At 71.0% G+C, this 19,139-nt stretch carries 17 protein-coding genes and 1 tRNA gene; 13 read left to right on the forward strand and 5 right to left on the reverse strand.

Features of this window, described 5'->3' with window-relative positions:
- Nucleotides 1-135: 135 nt before the first annotated feature.
- Entirely contained in the window at nucleotides 136-654 is a 519-nt protein-coding gene (locus ACZ60Q_RS20245) for a DUF1707 SHOCT-like domain-containing protein (protein WP_469636204.1), read from the reverse strand.
- A 54-nt stretch (nucleotides 655-708) separates the two neighbouring features.
- Nucleotides 709-1,152, reverse strand: coding sequence for a winged helix-turn-helix transcriptional regulator (locus ACZ60Q_RS20250; protein ID WP_469636207.1), 444 nt, complete (start codon nucleotides 1,150-1,152; stop codon nucleotides 709-711).
- Between the two features lie 264 nt (nucleotides 1,153-1,416).
- Here ACZ60Q_RS20250 and ACZ60Q_RS20255 point away from each other — a divergent pair, with 264 nt between their 5' ends.
- The 10 genes from ACZ60Q_RS20255 to glmS all read left to right on the forward strand — a co-directional run bounded on the left by ACZ60Q_RS20255 (nucleotide 1,417) and on the right by glmS (nucleotide 13,405).
- Complete coding sequence (locus tag ACZ60Q_RS20255) at nucleotides 1,417-2,886, forward strand: MFS transporter (protein ID WP_469636209.1); 1,470 nt, start codon at nucleotides 1,417-1,419, stop codon at nucleotides 2,884-2,886.
- A gap of 119 nt (nucleotides 2,887-3,005) precedes the next feature.
- Nucleotides 3,006-3,665 (forward strand): GNAT family N-acetyltransferase, encoded by a 660-nt coding sequence (locus ACZ60Q_RS20260; RefSeq protein WP_469636212.1) that lies wholly within the window; start codon nucleotides 3,006-3,008, stop codon nucleotides 3,663-3,665.
- Nucleotides 3,666-3,996: 331 nt separating this feature from the next.
- Complete coding sequence (locus ACZ60Q_RS20265) at nucleotides 3,997-4,917, forward strand: siderophore-interacting protein (RefSeq protein WP_469636215.1); 921 nt, start codon at nucleotides 3,997-3,999, stop codon at nucleotides 4,915-4,917.
- A 156-nt stretch (nucleotides 4,918-5,073) separates the two neighbouring features.
- Nucleotides 5,074-6,522 (forward strand): pyridoxal phosphate-dependent decarboxylase family protein, encoded by a 1,449-nt coding sequence (locus ACZ60Q_RS20270; protein ID WP_469636218.1) that lies wholly within the window; start codon nucleotides 5,074-5,076, stop codon nucleotides 6,520-6,522.
- Nucleotides 6,506-7,783, forward strand: coding sequence for a lysine N(6)-hydroxylase/L-ornithine N(5)-oxygenase family protein (locus tag ACZ60Q_RS20275; protein ID WP_469636221.1), 1,278 nt, complete (start codon nucleotides 6,506-6,508; stop codon nucleotides 7,781-7,783). Before ACZ60Q_RS20270 ends, ACZ60Q_RS20275 begins: the two co-directional genes overlap by 17 nt.
- Entirely contained in the window at nucleotides 7,780-8,349 is a 570-nt protein-coding gene (locus ACZ60Q_RS20280; RefSeq protein ID WP_469636224.1) for a GNAT family N-acetyltransferase, read from the forward strand. The genes ACZ60Q_RS20275 and ACZ60Q_RS20280 overlap by 4 nt, the downstream gene beginning before the upstream one ends.
- A complete protein-coding gene (locus ACZ60Q_RS20285; RefSeq protein ID WP_469636227.1) occupies nucleotides 8,346-10,124 on the forward strand; it encodes an IucA/IucC family protein in 1,779 nt (592 codons plus the stop codon). Before ACZ60Q_RS20280 ends, ACZ60Q_RS20285 begins: the two co-directional genes overlap by 4 nt.
- A 131-nt stretch (nucleotides 10,125-10,255) precedes the next feature.
- On the forward strand, nucleotides 10,256-11,143 hold the full coding sequence (locus tag ACZ60Q_RS20290) for a DUF4429 domain-containing protein (RefSeq protein ID WP_469636229.1): 888 nt from the start codon (nucleotides 10,256-10,258) through the stop codon (nucleotides 11,141-11,143).
- Nucleotides 11,144-11,229: 86 nt separating this feature from the next.
- Nucleotides 11,230-11,505: a hypothetical protein gene (locus tag ACZ60Q_RS20295; RefSeq protein WP_003968990.1), complete on the forward strand. Its 276-nt coding sequence runs from the start codon at nucleotides 11,230-11,232 to the stop codon at nucleotides 11,503-11,505.
- A gap of 70 nt (nucleotides 11,506-11,575) precedes the next feature.
- The gene (glmS, locus tag ACZ60Q_RS20300; protein ID WP_469636232.1) at nucleotides 11,576-13,405 is read left to right on the forward strand and encodes a glutamine--fructose-6-phosphate transaminase (isomerizing); all 1,830 of its coding nucleotides are present in this window, start codon (nucleotides 11,576-11,578) and stop codon (nucleotides 13,403-13,405) included.
- Between the two features lie 143 nt (nucleotides 13,406-13,548).
- On the opposite strand, the gene ACZ60Q_RS20305 is transcribed toward glmS, so the two are convergent.
- A complete protein-coding gene (locus ACZ60Q_RS20305; protein ID WP_026290787.1) occupies nucleotides 13,549-14,070 on the reverse strand; it encodes a universal stress protein in 522 nt (173 codons plus the stop codon).
- 1,027 nt (nucleotides 14,071-15,097) lie between these two features.
- On the opposite strand from ACZ60Q_RS20305, the gene ACZ60Q_RS20310 reads away from it, so the two are divergent.
- From ACZ60Q_RS20310 to ACZ60Q_RS20320, 3 genes are all read left to right on the forward strand, one after another.
- Nucleotides 15,098-16,315 (forward strand): helix-turn-helix domain-containing protein, encoded by a 1,218-nt coding sequence (locus ACZ60Q_RS20310; RefSeq protein ID WP_469636235.1) that lies wholly within the window; start codon nucleotides 15,098-15,100, stop codon nucleotides 16,313-16,315.
- Nucleotides 16,316-16,325: 10 nt separating this feature from the next.
- Nucleotides 16,326-16,931 carry an oligoribonuclease gene (orn, locus tag ACZ60Q_RS20315; RefSeq protein WP_469636238.1) on the forward strand — a complete coding sequence of 202 codons (606 nt, stop codon included), beginning with the start codon at nucleotides 16,326-16,328 and terminating at the stop codon, nucleotides 16,929-16,931.
- Between the two features lie 120 nt (nucleotides 16,932-17,051).
- Nucleotides 17,052-17,124: transfer RNA gene (locus ACZ60Q_RS20320), tRNA-His, on the forward strand.
- Nucleotides 17,125-17,195: 71 nt separating this feature from the next.
- Here the strand turns inward: ACZ60Q_RS20320 and ACZ60Q_RS20325 are convergent.
- Complete coding sequence (locus tag ACZ60Q_RS20325; protein ID WP_469636241.1) at nucleotides 17,196-17,786, reverse strand: lytic polysaccharide monooxygenase auxiliary activity family 9 protein; 591 nt, start codon at nucleotides 17,784-17,786, stop codon at nucleotides 17,196-17,198.
- 240 nt (nucleotides 17,787-18,026) lie between these two features.
- Complete coding sequence (locus ACZ60Q_RS20330) at nucleotides 18,027-19,064, reverse strand: LacI family DNA-binding transcriptional regulator (RefSeq protein ID WP_469636244.1); 1,038 nt, start codon at nucleotides 19,062-19,064, stop codon at nucleotides 18,027-18,029.
- Nucleotides 19,065-19,139 lie beyond the last annotated feature (75 nt).

The following is a 19,139-nucleotide window of genomic DNA, read 5'->3' on the forward strand; positions in this document are numbered from 1 at the left end:
GGCCGACCCCGCATGCCGGAGCCGTCATTCAGGTGGCCGCCCCGGCCACCTGCCACGGTCAGGTCCTGGTCTCCGCCACCTGCCACCTGCCACCTGCCACCTGCCACCGTCAGGTCCCGGTCCCGCCGGGCCGCCTCAGCGCCAGGCGTGGCGGATCTTCAGCCGCCCGTATCCCAGCGCCCCCGAGAAGCGGATGCGCGGCGCGCCGGGGCGGGACGGCTGCCGGGGCTTGTAGCGCAGGTCCTTCCAGCCGGTCACCAGGCCCTCGACCTCGACGATCGCGTCGCGCGGCACGGTGATGCTCGCGTTGCCGGTGCCGAGGCCCAGCTCGATGTCGATGACCGGGTATTCGATGATCGCCCGGGACAGGTCCAGGCGCACCCGCCCGAAGGCGGACTCGACCTTGAGGACGCGGGGTACCCGCCATGCCCCGCGCCGCTTGATCCGTCCGCCGGCGGCGCCGATCGTCGACGTGGTGCCCGGGTCCTCCGCCGGGAGCGAGTCCAGGGCCGCCGCGAGCTCGCCTTGCGTCGTGGCGGCCAGCACCCGGCCGAGGAGCTCGTCCATCTCCTCGTGCGAGATGCGCTCCTGGGCATACGCCTCCCGCACGCGCCGCACGGCACTCTCGCCGGCGTCTTCGCTCACGCGCGACATGGCGTTTCCCTGAGGTGAGTCCACCCGCTTCACTGTAGTGCCGCACCGGTGGTCTCAGGAGGCCGACGACCCCACATCCTGACGGCTGTCGTAGTCGGCGCGTGCCTTCGCGATCTCCTGCTGGTGACCCTCGGTCCAGTCGACCAGGGACCGGATCGTCGTGTGCAGCGTCGCGCCCAGCTCCGTCAACTCGTATTCCACGCGCGGCGGGACGACCGGGTAGACCGTGCGCCGCACCAGGCCGTCGCGTTCGAGCTGGCGCAGGGTCACCGTCAGCATGCGCTGGCTGATGCCGTCGATCAGCCGGCGCAGCTCGGAGAAACGCAGCGTGCGGCGTTCCAGGTGGGCGATGGCGAGGAGTGACCACTTGTCCGCGACACGGTCGAGGATCTGCCGCACCTCGCAGCCCTCGCGGACGTCCCACTGGCTGATGTCGTAGTCCGGACCGACGCCGGTATCCGCGCAGTTACTCGGTGACTTCGAAGTGCCTTCTTCCATACCTCCTCACGGTGCCGCAAGCTTCGAGTGGTTACAAGAGGGAACCGGCCAGCGGATCGGTAACTCACCCTCTTTCGCTTCTGCTTGAGGTCTCCTCACGCGCATCCCGTTTCACACGACCGCCGTTGCGGCAGCTCGTCATGCCCTTTTCGCCCGCACGCATCCAGGAGAAGTCCCGTGTCCTCATCACCGCCCCCTTCGGATCCGTCCGTCTCGGAACCGTCGGTCTCGGATCCGTCCCCTTCGAGTTCGAGCAGCGCCCGCATGACCGGGCGCGCCCGGGGTGTGCTGCTCGTCCTGTGCGGCGCGATCTTCCTGGAGGGCATTGATGTGGCCATGCTCAACGTGGCCCTGCCCGCGATCCGGGAGGATCTGGATCTGTCCACCGGCACGCTCCAGTGGGTGATGAGCGCGTACGTCCTGGGCTACGGCGGTTTCATGCTGCTGGGCGGACGGGCGGCGGATCTGTTCGGCCGTCGCCGGATGTTCGTCCTCTGGCTCGTGGTGTTCCTGCTCTTCTCCGGTCTGGGCGGCCTGGCCACCGAGGGCTGGATGCTGGTCGCCGCCCGCTTCGTGACGGGTATCGCCGCGGCCTTCATGACCCCGGCCGGCCTGTCGATCATCACCACCGGCATCCCGGAGGGACCGCAGCGCGACAAGGCCCTGCTCGTCTACGCGGGCACCGCCGCCGGGGGCTTCTCGATCGGACTGGTCGTCGGCGGGCTGCTCTCCGCCATCGACTGGCGCTGGGTGTTCTTCGCCCCGGTCATCCTCTCCTTCGGCATCCTTCTCGCCGCGCTCGCGCTCGTCCCCGCCTCGCCCCGCCCGGACCGTACCGGGCAGGGCGTCGACCTGGCCGGAGCGTTCACCGTCACCGCCGGGATCCTGCTGCTCGTCTTCGGCGTCGAGCGGGCCACGCACGTCCCGGCCGTCTGGACCGTCGGCACGATCGGCGCGGCCCTGCTCCTCTTCCTGGCGTTCGTCCTCATCGAGCGCGCCTCGTCCTCACCGCTGGTGCGCCTGGGCATCTTCCGCGGCGGGGCGCTGGTCCGTGCCCAGGTGTCGGGGCTGCTGTTCGCCGCGGGTTTCTTCGGCTTCCAGTTCATCGCCGTGCTCTACCTCCAGGAGCTGCGCGGCTGGTCGTCCTCGCAGACCAGCTTCGCGCTGATCGTGATCGGCGTGGACGCGGTCCTCTCGCCGCTCCTCACCCCGAGGCTGGTGGCCCGGTTCGGCAACGCCCGGGTCATCTTCGGCGGGCTGCTCCTCGCGTCGCTGTCGTACGCCCTGTTCCTGCCGATCGCCGCGGACTGGACGTACGCGGCGATGTTCCCGAGCCTGCTCCTGCTGGGCGTGGCGTTCTCCCTGGTCTACGGGCCCCTGACCATCGTCGCCACGGACGGCGTCGCCGAGGAGGAGCAGGGTGTGGCGGGCGGACTGCTCTACACGTCCTTCCAGTTCGGGGCCGCGCTGGGGCTGTCGGCGGTGGCGGCCGTCAACATCACCGCCACGGACGGCACGTCGCCGACCGCCCTCCTCGACGGGTACCGGGCGGCCCTGGTCGTCCCGCTGGCCGCCGCCCTGACCGCCGCCGCCGTCAGTGCGTTCGGTCTCCGCGCCCGGCGGACGCCGGCGCCGGGCGGCCCTTCCTCCGGCGGCGGTCGGAGCGGTGGTGCCTCGCCGAGCGGGAACGCCGCTCCGGGCGGTGTCGAGCGGCCCGCCGCGATCGGAGCCTGAACACGTCCGCGGAGGAAGAGGGTGCGGCCGGGTGGCCCCGGACGCACCCGTGGTCGTACGCCGCCCGCCCCCGCTCTATGCGATCGACACCTCGCGCGCGTGTCCGGCAGAGTCCCCTCATGGACTTCATGGACTTCGTGGACCACCAGCACTGGCCCCTCTACGGGCTCCGCCTCCGCACGCCGCGCCTCGAACTGCGGCTGCCCGGCCTCGGGCTCCTGGACGAGCTGGCCTCGGTGGCGGCGCACGGGGTGCACGACCCGGACCGTATGCCGTTCAACGTGCCGTGGACCGACGGGACCCCCGACGAGGTGGGGCGGGCGGTGTTCCAGCACGTTCTGGGGACCGTGGCCGGCTGGTCCGTGCGGGACTGGACGCTCAGCCTGGCCGTCCTCCACGAAGGGAAGGTCATCGGGCGGCAGGACCTGATGGGGCAGCGGTTCGGGGTGCGGCGGGAGGCGGAGACCGGTTCGTGGCTCGGCCTCCCGTACCAGGGCCGGGGCCTCGGTACGGAGATGCGCGCCGCCGCCCTCCACCTGGCGTTCGCCGGGCTCGGCGCGCGGTACGCGGTCTCCGCCGCCATGACCGACAACCCCCGTTCGCTCGGGGTCTCGCGGCGGCTCGGGTACACGGACGACGGGCTGAGGACGGATGTCGTGCGTGGGGTCCCCGTCACCCTGCGGCGGCTGCGTCTGGACCGGGTCCGGTGGGAGGCGCACCGGAGCGTCGAGGTGACCGTGGAGGGACTCGACGCCTGCCGGGCGGAGTTCGGGGTCTGAGGCGGCGGTTCCCGGTTCCGGTCGTACGCGACCGGAGCGGGCGCGCCGATCCGGTGCTCCCGGTGCCGGGCGAGAACGCGGTGCGGATCCCGCCCCGGGCGAAGGGCGGGGTGACGGGGGCCGGTTGGGTCGCCCTACGGAAGAACGGGGCCGATTCGGTCGCCCTGCGGAAGACCGGGGCCGGTTCAGTCGCCCTGCCGGAGTGAGAGTGGACGCGGCCGTCACACCACCCCTCAATCAGGCAAGGGTAGGCTAACCTTCCTCCGGATCGCCCCAGCCGGAAGCCGGGCCCGTCCGCCCGCCGCTCCGGCCCGTCCCGGAGGAGCCCCCGTTGACGTCGACGACCACCACCGCCCCCGAAGTCGCCCCGTTCCGGCTCTTCGAGCTGACCGTTCTGCGGACCAGGCGGCTCGGCCCCTCCATCCTGCGGATCACGCTCGGCGGGCCGGGAGCCGAGGGCTTCAGCGGCGGGGGCCGCGACCAGAGCCTGTCGGCCCTGCTGCCCCGCCCGGGGCGGAGCGAGGCGGTGGCCCCGGCGGGCGGGGGCGGGGCGTGGCCCGAGAAAGGGCGGGCACGGCCCGAGGACGAACGGGCGGTGACGCGTTCGTACGCCGTACGGGCCCAGCGGCTGCGAGCGGACGGCTCCACCGAGGTCGACCTCGACATCGTGGTGCACGACGCCGACGGTCCCGGCTGCCGGTGGGCGCTGTCGGCCTCCCCCGGCGACCGGCTCACGGTGCTGGGCCCCACCGCGCCGGACAACGCCGCCGTGCGCTTCCGGCCGCCCGCCGACACCGACTGGGTGCTGATCCGGGCCGACGAGACCGCGCTGCCCGCCGCGGCCGCCGCCCTGGAGTGGCTGCCCGCCGGGCTGCCGGCCCGGGTCTGGCTGGAGGTCCCGTGCACCGAGGACCGGCAGGCGCTGAACACCGCGGCGAAGGCCCGGATCAGCTGGCTCGTCCGGAACGAGGGGGCCGCCTGTGGCGTGGAGACCGTGCGCGCCGCCGAGTTGCCCGGGGGCACACCGTACGCGTGGATCGCGGGCGAGGCGTCCGGGGTGCGGGCGCTGCGTCACCACCTCGTCCACGAACGGGGCTTCGACCTTGAACGGGTGACGTCGGCCACGTACTGGCGGCGCGGGCTTCCCCAGGAGCAGGCGCGGCGGACGGAAGCGGAAGCCGCGACAGGTCCTTTCGGCGGCGCCTGTGACCGGCCGGGAAAACGGGAGCAGGCAGAGCAAGTGGAGGGATAGGGGCGGGAAAGCGGACAACCGGTGCGCCCAGGGGGGTGAGGGAACCGACCGGCCATGAGTTAGGTTAGGCTCGCCTTACTTTGGCATCGCGCCCTCGTCCCCCCTTCCTGCCCGGAGGGCCGCGATGAAGTTCCCCTCACCCGGGAGGACCCCTGCATGCGTTCGCACCTGCTCAACAACACGACCGCGGAGCACTATCGGAACACCGTCTCCGCAGGAGTGGAACGGGTCGCGGCCACCCTCGCCGCCACCGAGCGTCCCTTCAGTGGAATCGGTGTCGACGAGCTCTCCCCCGTCATCGACGCGATCGACCTCGACCGGCCGCTGGGGGACGCCGCCGCGGCCCTCGACGAGCTCGGTGAGGTCTACCTCCGCGACGCCGTCTACTTCCACCACCCCCGCTACCTGGGGCACCTCAACTGCCCGGTCGTCATACCCGCCGTGCTCGGCGAGGCCGTGATCTCCGCGATCAACTCCTCCCTGGACACCTGGGACCAGAGCGCGGGCGGCACCCTCATCGAGCGTCGGCTGATCGACTGGACCACCGAGCGGATCGGGCTCGGCCCGGCCGCCGACGGCATCTTCACCAGCGGCGGTACGCAGTCCAACCTCCAGGCCCTGCTGCTGGCGCGGGAGGAGACGAAGATCCGGCCGGAGCACTTCACCCGACTGCGGATCTTCACCTCCGAGTGCAGCCACTTCAGTGTGCAGAAGTCCGCCAAACTCCTCGGCCTCGGCCCGGACGCGGTCGTCTCCGTCCCCGTGGACCGTGAGAAGCGCATGCGGACCGTGGCCCTCGCCCGCGCGCTGGAACAGTGTGTCGCCGAAGGCTCCGTCCCGATGGCCGTCGTCGCCACCGCCGGCACCACGGACTTCGGCTCCATCGACCCGCTGCCCGAGATCGCCACGCTCTGCGAGCAGTTCGCCACCTGGATGCACGTGGACGCCGCGTACGGCTGCGGGCTGCTCGCCTCCCGCGAGCGGGGCGCTCTGCTCGAAGGCATCGCACACGCCGACTCGGTCACCGTGGACTACCACAAGTCCTTCTTCCAGCCGGTGAGTTCATCGGCCGTACTGGTCCGCGACCGGGCGACCCTGCGGCACGCGACCTACCACGCGGAGTATCTGAACCCACGCCGGATGGCCGAGGAGCGGATACCCAACCAGGTCGACAAGTCCCTCCAGACGACCCGCCGCTTCGACGCGCTCAAGCTGTGGATGACGCTGCGCGTCATGGGAGCGGACGGCATCGGCGAGCTGTTCGACGAGGTCTGCGACCTGGCCGCCGAGGGCTGGCGACTGCTCGCCGCCGACCCGCGCTTCGACGTGGTCGTCGAGCCGCGGCTCTCCACGCTCGTCTTCCGCTACATCCCGTCCGGCGCCGCCTCCCCGGACACCGTCGACCGGGCGAACCTCTACGCCCGCAAGGCGCTGTTCGCCTCCGGCGAGGCGATCGTCGCGGGCACCAAGGTGGGCGACCGCCAGTACCTGAAGTTCACCCTGCTCAACCCCGAAACGACCGTGCGGGACATCGCCGCTGTCCTCGAACTGATCTCCGGCCACGCCGAGAAGTACCTGGGAGACTCCCTTGACCGCGCTTCCTGAACCCCACGACTTCATCGGGATCGGGCTCGGCCCGTTCAACCTCGGCCTGGCCTGCCTGACCGAGCCGATCGACGAGCTGAACGGTGTCTTCCTGGAGTCCAAGCCGGACTTCGAGTGGCACGCCGGAATGTTCCTCGAAGGGGCCCATCTCCAGACGCCGTTCATGTCGGACCTGGTCACCATGGCCGACCCGACCTCGCCGTACTCGTTCCTGAACTACCTCAAGGAGCGCGGCCGGCTCTACTCCTTCTACATCCGGGAGAACTTCTACCCGCTGCGGACCGAGTACAACGACTACTGCCGCTGGGCCGCCGCGAAACTGAGCAGCATCCGGTTCGACGAGACCGTCGAGACGGTGACGTACGACGAGGGCTCCGAGCTCTACACCGTGCGCACCGCCACCGGTGAGCTGTTCCGGTCCCGGCACCTGGTCCTCGGCACCGGCACCCCGCCGCACCTACCGGAGGCCTGCCAGGGGCTCGGCGGGGACTTCCTGCACAACTCCCGCTATCTGGCGGGGAAGGCCGAGCTCCAGAAGAAGAAGTCGATCACCCTGGTCGGCAGCGGGCAGAGCGCGGCGGAGATCTACTACGACCTGCTCTCCGAGATCGACACCTACGGCTACCGGCTCAACTGGGTCACCCGCTCCCCGCGGTTCTTCCCGCTGGAGTACACCAAGCTGACGCTGGAGATGACCTCGCCGGAGTACATCGACTACTTCCACGCGCTGCCCGAGGAGACCCGCTACCGGCTGGAGACCGGCCAGAAGGGGCTGTTCAAGGGCATCGACGGGGAGCTGATCGACGCGATCTTCGACCTGCTCTACCAGAAGAACCTCTCCGGCCCGGCGCCGACCAGACTGCTGACCAACTCGGCCCTCATCAGCGCTCGTTACGACGCGGAGGGCGGCGCGTACAGCCTGGGGCTGCGCCAGGAGGAACAGGGCAAGGACTACACCCTGGCCACCGAGGGCCTGATCCTCGCCACCGGCTACCGGTACGAGGCGCCCGCCTTCCTCGCGCCCGTGACCGGACGGCTGCGCCACGACAGCCGGGGCCGCTTCGACGTGGCCCGCAACTACAGCATCGACACCACCGGGCGCGGGGTCTTCCTCCAGAACGCCGCGGTGCACACCCACTCGATCACCTCGCCCGACCTCGGCATGGGCGCCTACCGCAACGCCTACATCATCGGCGAGCTGCTCGGCCGCGAGGTCTACCCGGTCGAGAAGTCCATCGCCTTCCAGGAGTTCGCCGTATGAGCCGCCCCGGCAAACGCCGCCCCGACGAACTCGGCACCTTCGCCGTCCGCCCGCTGGACCCCGCCGCCGACGCCGAACTGGTGCACGGCTGGGTGACCCACCCCAAGGCCGCGTTCTGGCTGATGGGCGACGCCGGACTCGCGGACGTGGAACGGGAGTACCGGTCCATCGCCGCCCACCCGCACCACGACGCGTTCGTCGGGCTGCACGACGGCGTACCCGCCTTCCTGATCGAGCGCTACGACCCCACCGAGGTCGAACTGAAGGGGCTGTACGAGGCGGAGCCCGGCGACGTCGGGATGCACTTCCTGGTCGCGCCCACGGACACCCCGGTGCACGGCTTCACCCGGGCCGTGATCACCACCGTGATGGATTTCCTGTTCGCCGACCCGGCGGTGCGCCGGGTCGTCGTCGAGCCCGACGTGACCAACAGCGCCGTGCAGGCCCTCAACAAGGCCGTCGGCTTCGAGGTCCTCCGGGAGATCGCCAAACCGGAGAAGGACGCCCTGCTCAGCGCCTGCACCCGTGCGCAGTTCCAAGCAGCAACCGGAGGTAACGACCGATGACGACCGCCCTCACCGACAGCGTCGCCCACCTCTCCCCGGGGCGCTGGGCCACCGCAAACCGACTGCTGGTGCGCAAAGCACTGGCGGAATTCAGCCATGAACGGCTGCTGATCCCCGCGCCGCTCGGCGACGACCGCTACACCGTCCGTAGCGACGACGCCTCCACCGAGTACCGCTTCACCGCCCGCCTCTTCGCCCTGGACCACTGGCAGATCGACGCCGAGACCATCACCCGGCACCGGCATGGCTCCGAACTCCCGTTGGACACAGTGGAGTTCTTCATCGAGCTGCGAAACACCCTCGGGATCTCCGCAGAGGTCCTGCCGGTCTATCTGGAGGAGGTCTCCTCCACCCTGGCCGGAACCGCCTACAAACTCACCAAGGAACCGGCGACCTCCGGCCAGCTCGTCGCCGCCGGCTTCCAGGCCATCGAGACCGGGATGACCGAGGGCCACCCGTGCTTCGTCGCCAACAACGGGCGGCTCGGTTTCGGCGTGGACGAGTACCGGGCGTACGCCCCCGAGGCGGCCTCGGAGATCCGGCTCGTCTGGCTGGCCGCCCACCGGGACCGGGCCACCTTCACCGCGGGCGCCGGTGTCGACTACGACGCGCTGGTCAAGGGTGAGCTGAGCGAGGCGACCCGGGAGCGGTTCGGCGGCACGCTGCGCGGGCTCGGCCTCGACCCGGAGGACTACTTCCTGCTGCCCGTCCACCCCTGGCAATGGTGGAACAAGCTCGCGGTCACCTTCGCCGGAGAGCTGGCGGCACGGCATCTGGTGGTGCTCGGCGAGGGCGAGGACGGCTATCTCGCCCAGCAGTCGATCCGCACGTTCTTCAACGCCGACCACCCGGAGAAGCACTACGTCAAAACGGCGCTGTCGGTCCTGAACATGGGCTTCATGCGCGGCCTGTCCGCCGCGTACATGGAGGCCACTCCCGCGATCAACGACTGGCTGTCCGGTCTGATCGAGCGCGACGACCTGCTGCGCGGGGTCGGTTTCTCGATCATCCGGGAGCGGGCCGCGATCGGCTACCACCACCGGTCCTACGAGGCGGCCACCGTCAAGGGCTCCCCGTACCGGAAGATGCTGGCCGCCCTGTGGCGCGAGAGCCCCGTGCCGGGCCTCCGGTCCGGCGAGCGGGTCGCGACGATGGCCTCGCTGCTCCACACCGACCACGAGGGCGGCTCGGTGGCCGGGGCGCTGATCGCCGAGTCGGGCCTGGACCCGCAGGTGTGGATGCGGCACTACCTGGACGCCTATCTGGTGCCGGTGCTGCACAGCTTCTACGCCTACGACCTCGTCTACATGCCGCACGGCGAGAACGTGATCCTGGTCGTGGAGGACGGTGTCGTCACCCGCACGATCTTCAAGGACATCGCCGAGGAGATCGCGGTGATGGACCCGGACGCGGTGCTGCCGCCGCAGGTCGAGCGGATCCGGGTCGAGGTCCCCGAGGACATGAAGCTCCTGTCGGTCTTCACCGACGTCTTCGACTGCTTCTTCCGCTTCCTGGGCGCGGGCCTGGCCACCGAGGGCGTCCTGGACGAGGACACCTTCTGGCGGACGGTCGCCGCCTGTGTGCGCGACTACCAGGAGTCGGCGCCGTATCTCGCGGAGAAGTTCGAGCAGTACGACCTGTTCGAGGCGGATTTCGCGCTCTCCTGTCTCAACCGCCTCCAGCTGCGCGACAACCAGCAGATGGTCGACCTCAACGACCCGGCCGGAGCGCTCCAGTTGGTGGGTCGCCTGAAGAACCCGATCACCGGCTTCTGAGCCCGATCGGCGGGTTCCGGACCCGGCCGCCGGATCGCGGCGGCCTCCCGACCGGTGAGCGCCCGGGGGCGGCCCCCCGGGCGCTCACCTTCGTCCGCGCGGCCCGGAGGCGGGCTGGCAGAATCGCGGGCATGGCAGAAATCATCCAGCGGGACGGAACGTGGACGTTCGACGGGGACACCGTGCGCATCGTGCCGGGGGGAAAGGCGCACCCGGTCCGGCAGGAGCTGGGTGAGATCGCCGTCCCCGTGCAGGCGGTGGCGGGTGTCTCGTTCGAACCGGACCGCAGGGGCGGGCGGTTGCGGCTGCGCCTGCGCGGCGGCGCCTGCCCGGTGCTGCGGGCCGCCGACGGCCGGCTCAAGGACGGCGCCGACCCCTACGCGCTGACCGTGGAGAAGGACCGCACGGGGGTCGCGGAGTACTTCGTCGACGAGGTCCGCAACGCGCTGCTGATCGAGCAGGTGCCGGACGGCCCCGTGGACCGCTTCCTGCTGCCCGGCCCCGCGCTGCCGGTCTCCGGCGGGGGCGGCGACGGGACGGCGTCCTTCGACGGGGAGACGGTCCGGCTGACCTGGAACTGGAAGGCCGAGGAGTCCAAGACCGCCGGGGGCCCCTCCACCTTTCCGCTGTCGCGGATCGCGGGCGTGCGATGGCTGCCCTCGATCGGCCTGGAGAACGGCTATCTGCGCTTCGAGCCGGTCGAGGGCCCCGTCTCTGCTCCGCCGAAGTACGACACGTACGCCCTGGACCTGATGGGGTTGTCCAAGAAGGAGCACACGGCGCTCCTGGTCGCCGCGGCGGTGCTGGCGCGGCTGCCCGGGGCCCGGGCGGCGATCGACGCCCCGACGGCGGCCCCGGCCCTGACCAAGGCCGCCGAGCCGGCCCCTCCCGCCCCGCCCGCGGGTGACCACGACACGCTGCTGCGACGGCTGCGGGAGCTGGGCGAGCTGCACCGGGCCGGGGTGCTCACCGACGAGGAGTTCAGCGCCGCGAAGCAGGCCGTTCTGCGGAGCATGTGACGCGATCTGACAGCCTTCGACGTCCCGCCTGCCCGATATCGGGCAGATTTCTTGCGTAAGCGCGCCCTGACAAGCACTATCAGCAGGTGCTTGAACGCCGCTCGTCGCACGACGACCTCATCGATCACCTCGTACGCTCCACCGCGCTCCAGCGCGGCGAGGCGGCCCGGGTGATCCTCGACGTGCTGGCGTACTTCGACGAGAGCACCGACGACTTCGTCCGGCGCCGCCACCGCGAACTGCAGTCCGGCGGCCTGGTCAACACGGAGATCTTCGAGCGGATCGCGGCCGAGCTGCCGCACCGCGCCGTGGCGCCGCCGGAGCTCTCGCTCCGCCAGCTGCGCCGCATCGTCTACGGCTGAGCGGGCCGGGCGCCCGTGCGCGGGGCGCCGAACGGGAATGCGTGTACGTCGATGGAGGGGCAGAGAACTCATGTGCGGGATCGTCGGATACATCGGAAGGCGTGACGTCGCTCCGCTGCTGCTGGAAGGCCTGCAGCGGCTGGAGTACCGGGGGTACGACTCCGCGGGCATCGTCATCACCGGCAAGGCGACGGCGGGCAGGCCGGGCGCGCTGAAGATGGTCAAGGCCAAGGGCCGGGTCCGCGAGCTGGAGGCCAAGGTCCCCAAGCGCTTCGCCGGCACCACCGGCATCGCCCACACCCGCTGGGCCACCCACGGGGCGCCGAGCGACGAGAACGCCCACCCGCACATGGACGCGGAGAACAAGGTCGCCGTCGTCCACAACGGGATCATCGACAACGCCTCCGAGCTGCGCGCCAAGCTCACCGCCGACGGCATCGTCTTCCTCTCCGAGACCGACACCGAGGTGTTGGTCCACCTGGTCGCCCGCGCCCAGGCCGACACCCTGGAGGAGAAGGTCCGCGAGGCGCTGCGCTCGGTCGAGGGCACCTACGGCATCGCCGTGCTGCACGCCGACTTCAACGACCGCATCGTGGTCGCCCGCAACGGCTCCCCGGTCGTCCTCGGCATCGGCGAGAAGGAGATGTTCGTCGCCTCCGACGTCGCCGCCCTGGTCGCCCACACCCGCCAGGTCGTCACGCTGGACGACGGCGAGATGGCCACCCTGAAGGCCGACGACTTCCGTACGTACACCACGGAGGGCTCGACCACGACGGCCACGCCGACCACCGTGGAGTGGGAGGCCGAGTCGTACGACATGGCCGGCCACGACACGTACATGCACAAGGAGATCTCCGAGCAGGCCGACGCCGTGGACCGGGTGCTGCGCGGCCGGATCGACGACCGGTTCTCCACCGTGCACCTGGGCGGGCTCAACCTGGACGCCCGCGAGGCACGCGGGGTGCGCCGGATCAAGATCCTCGGCTGCGGCACCTCGTACCACGCGGGCCAGATCGGCGCCCAGCTGATCGAGGAGCTGGCCCGCATCCCCGCCGACGCCGAGCCGGCCTCCGAGTTCCGCTACCGCAACCCGGTCGTGGACCCCGACACCCTGTACGTCGCGGTCTCCCAGTCGGGCGAGACGTACGACGTGCTGGCCGCCGTCCAGGAGCTGAAGCGCAAGGGCGCCCGCGTCCTCGGCGTGGTCAACGTGGTGGGCTCCGCGATCGCCCGTGAGGCCGACGGCGGCACATACGTCCACGCGGGCCCGGAGGTCTGCGTGGTCTCCACCAAGTGCTTCACCAACACCGTGGTCGCCTTCGCGCTGCTCGCCCTGCACCTGGGCCGGATCCGTGACCTGTCGGTCGCGGACGGCAAGCGGATCATCGACGGACTGCGCAGGCTGCCGGAGCAGATCAGCGAGATCCTGGCGAACGAGGACGAGATCAAGCGGCTGGCGGCGGAGTACGCGGACGCCAAGTCGATGATGTTCATCGGCCGGGTACGCGGCTACCCGGTGGCCCGCGAGGCCTCCCTGAAGCTGAAGGAGGTCTCCTACATCCACGCCGAGGCCTACCCGGCCTCCGAGCTGAAGCACGGCCCGCTCGCGCTGATCGAGCCCGCGATGCCGACCGTGGCGATCGTGCCGGACGACGACCTGCTGGAGAAGAACCGCGCCGCGATGGAGGAGATCAAGGCCCGCAGCGGCCGCATCCTCGCCGTCGCCCACCAGGTGCAGGAGAAGGCCGACCACACCATCGTCGTGCCGAAGAACGAGAACGAGCTGGACCCGATCCTCATGGGCATCCCGCTCCAGCTGTTCGCGTACCACACGGCCCTCGCGATGGGCCGCGACATCGACAAGCCGCGCAACCTGGCGAAGTCCGTGACGGTCGAGTAGACGGCCGCGCGCAGAAAAGGGGCCCCGTACCGTCGCGAAGACGGTACGGGGCCCAACGCGTGCCGCCACACGGCCTTCTGGCGGCCCCTCAGGAAGCCCGGCCGCTCAAGGTCGCTCGGGATGCCTCCGCCGCCCGGGGCCCGTCAGGGAATGACGATGACGGGGCGTTGCGCGCGGCGGGCCAGGCGGCCGGCCACGGACCCGAAGATCCGGCCGACGATGCCGTGCGTGGAGCCCACGACGATGGCGTCGGCGGCGTACTCCCGGCCGACCTCCTCCAGTTCGTGGCAGATGTCGCCACCGCGCTCGACGAGCACCCAGGGCACCTCGGAGAGGTAGTCCGCGCAGGCCAGTTCCAGGCCGAGGACCTCGGTGCGGTGGTCGGGTACATCGACGAAGACGGGGGGCTCGCAGCCCGCCCAGACCGTGGTCGGCAGCCGGTTGGCCACATGGACGATGATCAGGCCGGAGCCGGAGCGGCCGGCCATGCCGATGGCATAGGCGAGAGCCCGCTCGCTGGACGTGGAGCCGTCGAAACCGACGACGACTCCGTGCCGGAAGGCGGGATCGCACGCATGGCGTGCTTCTTCGACCGTCCGCGGCTCCGACCCTGGGTCGGCTACCGGCTTGCGGTCTTTGGGTTCAGGGATTTCGTGACCGGCCATCGGTGTCTCGGCGAAGAGAGTCCTCGTGAGAAGGGAACGGTTTCGAGAGGTGCGTCAGCTGGTGGTGAAGCTCTGTCCGGGAATCATCTTCCCAACCCCATACCCCTAAGGGTACGGCGTCACTCCTGCACCGCCCAGACCCCCGCAAAAGCGTGCGCGACGCTGGAGGGAGCATGCCCGAGCCTGCCCGCGATGGCAATGCCGGTTGTGTCGTACACGGGCCTCGGAGGGGGCGAACACCGTCGGCCGTCCTGTTTTTCACGACGGTCGGCGGTCACCCGGAACACCCGGCGGTGAGGCCCTCACCCGGTCCCTGTTGGCCACACCGCCACGGGGCCGTCACCCCGGGGCATGACGCCGTGACGAGCCCGACGCGATCTCTGTTCGAGTCGAGCCCGGCGACGACGCCCGGACCGGCGGACGACGAGGCCGCACGGACCGCCCCCGACCGACGTCCGACGCCCGGGGTTCTCTTGCCCCACGGCCCATCGGTCGGTAATACGGCCCCGCGGGGCCTCGGCTCCGTCCAGGTCGCGACAGCCCGCCGAATCCACCCGCGACGGTCCGAACACGCCATCGTTCACGGCGGCGAGGGAGCGCACCGGCGCGATCGTCAGGTGTCGGTTGTGCGCCCGGCGTGACCGGATACAGCGCACACAACCGATGGTTTTAGGCCAACTTCACCTGGGTGCCGAACCCTTCGCAGGATGGCCGGACACCCCACCGCCCACCAGGCAGGAACGGACCGCGCGGTACGCTTTCACCCGACGCGGACGGGCCACGTTGTCGAAGGGCACTTCCCTGTGCGCTTCGCGGGTGAAACGCTTCGTGATCGAACGCTTCACGCCACGTTTCCTTATCGACAATGAGCCGGTGGGGGAAGGTGTCACGGCGGGACCACGCAACGCAGTAGATTCGATCTTGGAAATCGGAGACTGGGGACACGTGCGACACCGAGGGGAAACGTGCAGGAGCGACAGGCCCGTAAGGACCAGGGAGACGCGAACACCGAGGGGGGCTTAGCGTCATGAACCAGGACTCCGCCGCCGCGACGGAGGCCGCACGCAAGCTGACCGGGCGGCGACGCCGGGAAGTCGTTGCCGTGCTGCTGTTCAGCGGCGGCCCTATCTTCGAGAGCTCCATCCCGCTCTCCGTTTTCGGAATCGACCGGCAGGACGCGGGAGTTCCCCGCTACCGCCTGCTGGTCTGCGGCGGCGAGGAAGGACCGCTGCGCACCACCGGTGGGCTCGAACTCACCGCGCCGTACGGCCTGGAGGCGATCAGCAGGGCCGGCACCGTGGTGGTGCCCGCCTGGCGGTCGATCACCTCGCCACCGCCCGCCGAGGCACTGGACGCGCTGCGGCGCGCCCACGAGGAGGGCGCCCGCATCGTCGGTCTGTGCACGGGAGCCTTCGTGCTCGCGGCCGCCGGCCTGCTGGACGGCCGGCCGGCCACCACACACTGGATGTACGCACCGACGCTGGCCAAGCGCTATCCGTCGGTGCACGTCGATCCGCGCGAGCTGTTCGTGGACGACGGCGATGTGCTCACCTCCGCCGGCACGGCCGCCGGGATCGATCTCTGCCTCCATATAGTCCGCACCGACCACGGCACGGAGGCCGCGGGGGCACTCGCCCGCCGGCTCGTCGTGCCGCCACGGCGCAGTGGCGGGCAGGAGCGCTACCTGGACAGGTCCCTCCCGGAGGAGATCGGCTCCGACCCGCTCGCCGAGGTCGTGGCCTGGGCTCTGGAGCATCTGCACGAGCAGTTCGACGTGGAGACGCTCGCCGCGCGCGCCTACATGAGCAGGCGGACCTTCGACCGGAGGTTCCGTTCGCTCACCGGCAGCGCACCTCTGCAGTGGCTGATCACCCAGCGGGTGTTGCAGGCGCAGCGGCTGCTGGAGACCTCCGACTACTCGGTCGACGAGGTCGCCGGCCGCTGCGGCTTCCGCTCCCCGGTCGCGCTGCGCGGGCACTTCCGCCGCCAGCTCGGCTCCTCCCCCGCCGCGTACCGGGCCGCCTACCGGGCCCGTCGTCCGCAGGGGGTCGCGGAGAGCGCCGCGACGGTGGTCGAGACGATGGTGCCCAGCCAGGGGCCACCGTCCGGACGCCGGGGCTCACCCCTGTCCTCAGCGGCCGTCGCCGTGGCGGCGTCGGTGGGGTCCGGGGAGCTGTCCCTGCCGGGCCCTGACGCGTACGTTCCCGGACGCCCGGCCCTGCCGGGACAGCGGAGCGCCCCGTAGGGTGGGGCGCATGAACGACCGCATGGTGTGGATCGACTGCGAGATGACCGGGCTCTCGTTGACGGACGACGCACTCATCGAGGTGGCCGCGCTGGTCACCGACTCGGAGCTGAACGTGCTCGGCGAAGGGGTGGACATCGTGATCCGCCCGCCGGACGCGGCCCTGGAGACCATGCCCGAGGTGGTGCGGCAGATGCACACCGCCTCGGGCCTCCTCGACGAGCTGGCCGGGGGGACCACCCTGGCGGACGCCGAGGAGCAGGTCCTGGCCTACGTCCGTGAGCAGGTGAAGGAGCCGGGCAAGGCACCGCTCTGCGGAAACTCGGTCGGTACCGACCGGGGTTTCCTGGCGCGGGACATGCGGGAGCTGGAGGGTTACCTCCACTACCGGATCGTGGACGTGTCCTCGGTCAAGGAGCTGGCCCGGCGCTGGTATCCCCGGGCGTACTTCAACAGCCCGCCCAAGAACGGCAACCACCGGGCGCTGGCGGACATCCGTGACTCCATCACGGAGCTCCGCTACTACCGGGAGGCGGTCTTCGTGCCGCAGCCCGGCCCGGACTCGGAGCGCGCCAAGGAGATCGCGGCGCGTTGGTCGGCCCCGGCCGCACGGTAGGAACCCGCTGGTCACGGGCGTGAGAGCGCCCGTGGACCGGCCCCGGGAAACGGGGGCGCGAGCACCCTCCCAGACCCTGTACACTTTTTCTCGGCCGGTCGGAAACGACCGGGCGACATGGTGGGTATAGCTCAGCTGGCAGAGCACCTGGTTGTGGTCCAGGATGTCGCGGGTTCAAGTCCCGTTACTCACCCTGAGGGAAGGGCCCCGGTCTGTGGACCGGGGCCCTTCTTCATGTCGTGGTGCGGTGTGCCGCCCGGTCGCTCAGAAGGTGACGTCGGAGCAGGCGTAGAAGGCGTTGCCGGTGTCCGAGATGGTCCAGACACCGAGGATCAGGTGCTTGCCCGACTTCTGCGGCAGGTTGCCCGCGTGGGTGACCGTCGCCCCCGGCTGCCGGCCGCCGAACGGCACGGTGAGGAAGGGCTGCGGGTCCAGGTCGGCCCGGGTCAGGGGCTTCGCCGGGTCGTAGCCGTCCTTGGTGACGTAGTACCGGAAGTCGGTCGTGGCGTGCCGGGCGGTGATCCGCCAGCGGAAGGTGTGGCTCGCCCCGGCGCTCACGTCGGAGGCGGGCCAGGCTCCGCCGCGCGGGTCGTCCAGCTCGGCGAACCGCTGGTTGCCCCCGGCGCAGATCAGGCCGTCGCGGGGGCCCCGCGCCGGGAAGCCCTTGGAGCCTTCGACGCTCGGCGGCTCCCACTGGATCTGTCCGCAGTCGCGGACGGTGCCGTTGCCGCAGAGCTGCTGCCTGCTGACCGGCGAGTCGGTGTACCCGTGGCTCTGCGCGCTGCCGGAGGTGGCCAGCAGGGAGACCCCGGCGATGCCGAGGCCGAGGAGTAAGGAGGTGATCTTTCTGCGCATGTGGTGCTCCTGGGTGAGGGGTGGAGCTCGCGGACAGATGGACCGGGCGGCGGCTCGCCGCTTGGTCTAGACCAAGACGGAGGCTAGTCCTGTCTTTTAGTCATGTCCATACCACTAAAGGCGGCCCGGGCGGGCGGCCTCCGACCCAGGGTCCGCGTGACGGGCAAACGGAGCGGGCCGGCCCCGGTCCGAGGACCGGGGCCGGCCCCTACCGTCGGCGGACGCGCCGCCCGTCGACCGTCACGACGAGTCGCGGACCACCAGCTCCGTGGGCAGTACCACCGAGGGGCGCTCGTCGCCCGGGGTCCGGCCCGCGATCTCGTCCAGGAGGAGCCGGGTCATCCGGCGCCCCATCTCCTCGATGGGCTGGCGGACGCTGGTGAGGGCCGGGTGCATGTGGCGGGCGACCACCGAGTCGTCGAAGCCGATCAGGGCCACGTCCTCGGGGACGCGGCGGTCCGCCTCGCGCAGGACCTGGCGGGCACCGGCGGCCATCACGTCGGAGGCGACGAACACCGCGTCGAGGCCGGGGCGGCGGGCCAGGAGGTCGCGCATGGCCCTCGCCCCGCCCTCCTCGGTGAAGTCGGCGGGGGCGATGAGGCGCTCATCGGGGGCCAGGCCGGCGGCGGAGACCGCGGCGCGGTAGCCGTCCAGGCGGCGCTGGGCGCCGTAGACCTCCAGGCGGCCGGTGATCGTGGCCACCTGGCGGCGACCCCGGGAGACCAGGTGCTCGACGGCGGCCCGCGCGCCCCCGAAGTTGTCGGAGTCGACCGAGGGCAGCGTCTCGGCCGCGTGCCGGGCGCCGCTGATCACACAGGGCATGCCCAGCTGCTCCAGCAGCTCCGGGAGCGGGTCGTCGGCGTGCACGGCGACCAGGAGGACCCCGTCGACGCGGTGGGCGGTGAGGTACTGGGCGAGCCGGCGGCGCTCGCGGTCGTTGCCGACGAGCGTGAGGAGCAGCTGCATCTCGGTGTCCGCCAGGGCCGCGCCGACGCCCCGCACTATCGCGGAGAAGTACGGCTCGGCGAAGAAGCGGGTCTCCGGTTCGGGCACCACCAGCGCGATGGCGTCGGTGCGGTTGCCCGCCAGGGCGCGGGCGGCGCGGTTGGGGACGTACCCCAGCTCGGCCACGGCCGCCTCGACCGCCTGCCGGGTCGCGTCGCTGACCCGGGGCGAGCCGTTGATGACCCGCGAGGCGGTGCCCCGGCCGACCCCGGCCCGTGCCGCCACTTCTTCGAGCGTGGGCCGCCCGCCGCTCCGTACTCGCGCTGCCGCCATGGCCGCCTCCCCGTTCCCGGTCAATTTCTCACAGCCGTACAGTCAATCCAAGTCCTGGACCGATCACCCCGACGA

The sequence above is a fragment of the Streptomyces sp. NPDC104313 genome (assembly GCF_055583985.1).

What these genes read in the sequence shown, in the direction of transcription:
- ACZ60Q_RS20290 (WP_469636229.1), top strand. Translation starts at nt 10,256, where the DNA reads ATGGCAGAAATCATCCAGCGGGACGGAACGTGGACGTTCGACGGGGAC.
- orn (WP_469636238.1), top strand. Translation starts at nt 16,326, where the DNA reads ATGAACGACCGCATGGTGTGGATCGACTGCGAGATGACCGGGCTCTCG.
- ACZ60Q_RS20245 (WP_469636204.1), bottom strand. Translation starts at nt 654, where the DNA reads ATGTCGCGCGTGAGCGAAGACGCCGGCGAGAGTGCCGTGCGGCGCGTG.
- ACZ60Q_RS20255 (WP_469636209.1), top strand. Translation starts at nt 1,417, where the DNA reads ATGACCGGGCGCGCCCGGGGTGTGCTGCTCGTCCTGTGCGGCGCGATC.
- ACZ60Q_RS20250 (WP_469636207.1), bottom strand. Translation starts at nt 1,152, where the DNA reads ATGGAAGAAGGCACTTCGAAGTCACCGAGTAACTGCGCGGATACCGGC.
- ACZ60Q_RS20305 (WP_026290787.1), bottom strand. Translation starts at nt 14,070, where the DNA reads ATGGCCGGTCACGAAATCCCTGAACCCAAAGACCGCAAGCCGGTAGCC.
- glmS (WP_469636232.1), top strand. Translation starts at nt 11,576, where the DNA reads ATGTGCGGGATCGTCGGATACATCGGAAGGCGTGACGTCGCTCCGCTG.
- ACZ60Q_RS20310 (WP_469636235.1), top strand. Translation starts at nt 15,098, where the DNA reads ATGAACCAGGACTCCGCCGCCGCGACGGAGGCCGCACGCAAGCTGACC.
- ACZ60Q_RS20325 (WP_469636241.1), bottom strand. Translation starts at nt 17,786, where the DNA reads ATGCGCAGAAAGATCACCTCCTTACTCCTCGGCCTCGGCATCGCCGGG.
- ACZ60Q_RS20260 (WP_469636212.1), top strand. Translation starts at nt 3,006, where the DNA reads ATGGACTTCATGGACTTCGTGGACCACCAGCACTGGCCCCTCTACGGG.
- ACZ60Q_RS20330 (WP_469636244.1), bottom strand. Translation starts at nt 19,064, where the DNA reads ATGGCGGCAGCGCGAGTACGGAGCGGCGGGCGGCCCACGCTCGAAGAA.
- ACZ60Q_RS20285 (WP_469636227.1), top strand. Translation starts at nt 8,346, where the DNA reads ATGACGACCGCCCTCACCGACAGCGTCGCCCACCTCTCCCCGGGGCGC.
- ACZ60Q_RS20270 (WP_469636218.1), top strand. Translation starts at nt 5,074, where the DNA reads ATGCGTTCGCACCTGCTCAACAACACGACCGCGGAGCACTATCGGAAC.
- ACZ60Q_RS20280 (WP_469636224.1), top strand. Translation starts at nt 7,780, where the DNA reads ATGAGCCGCCCCGGCAAACGCCGCCCCGACGAACTCGGCACCTTCGCC.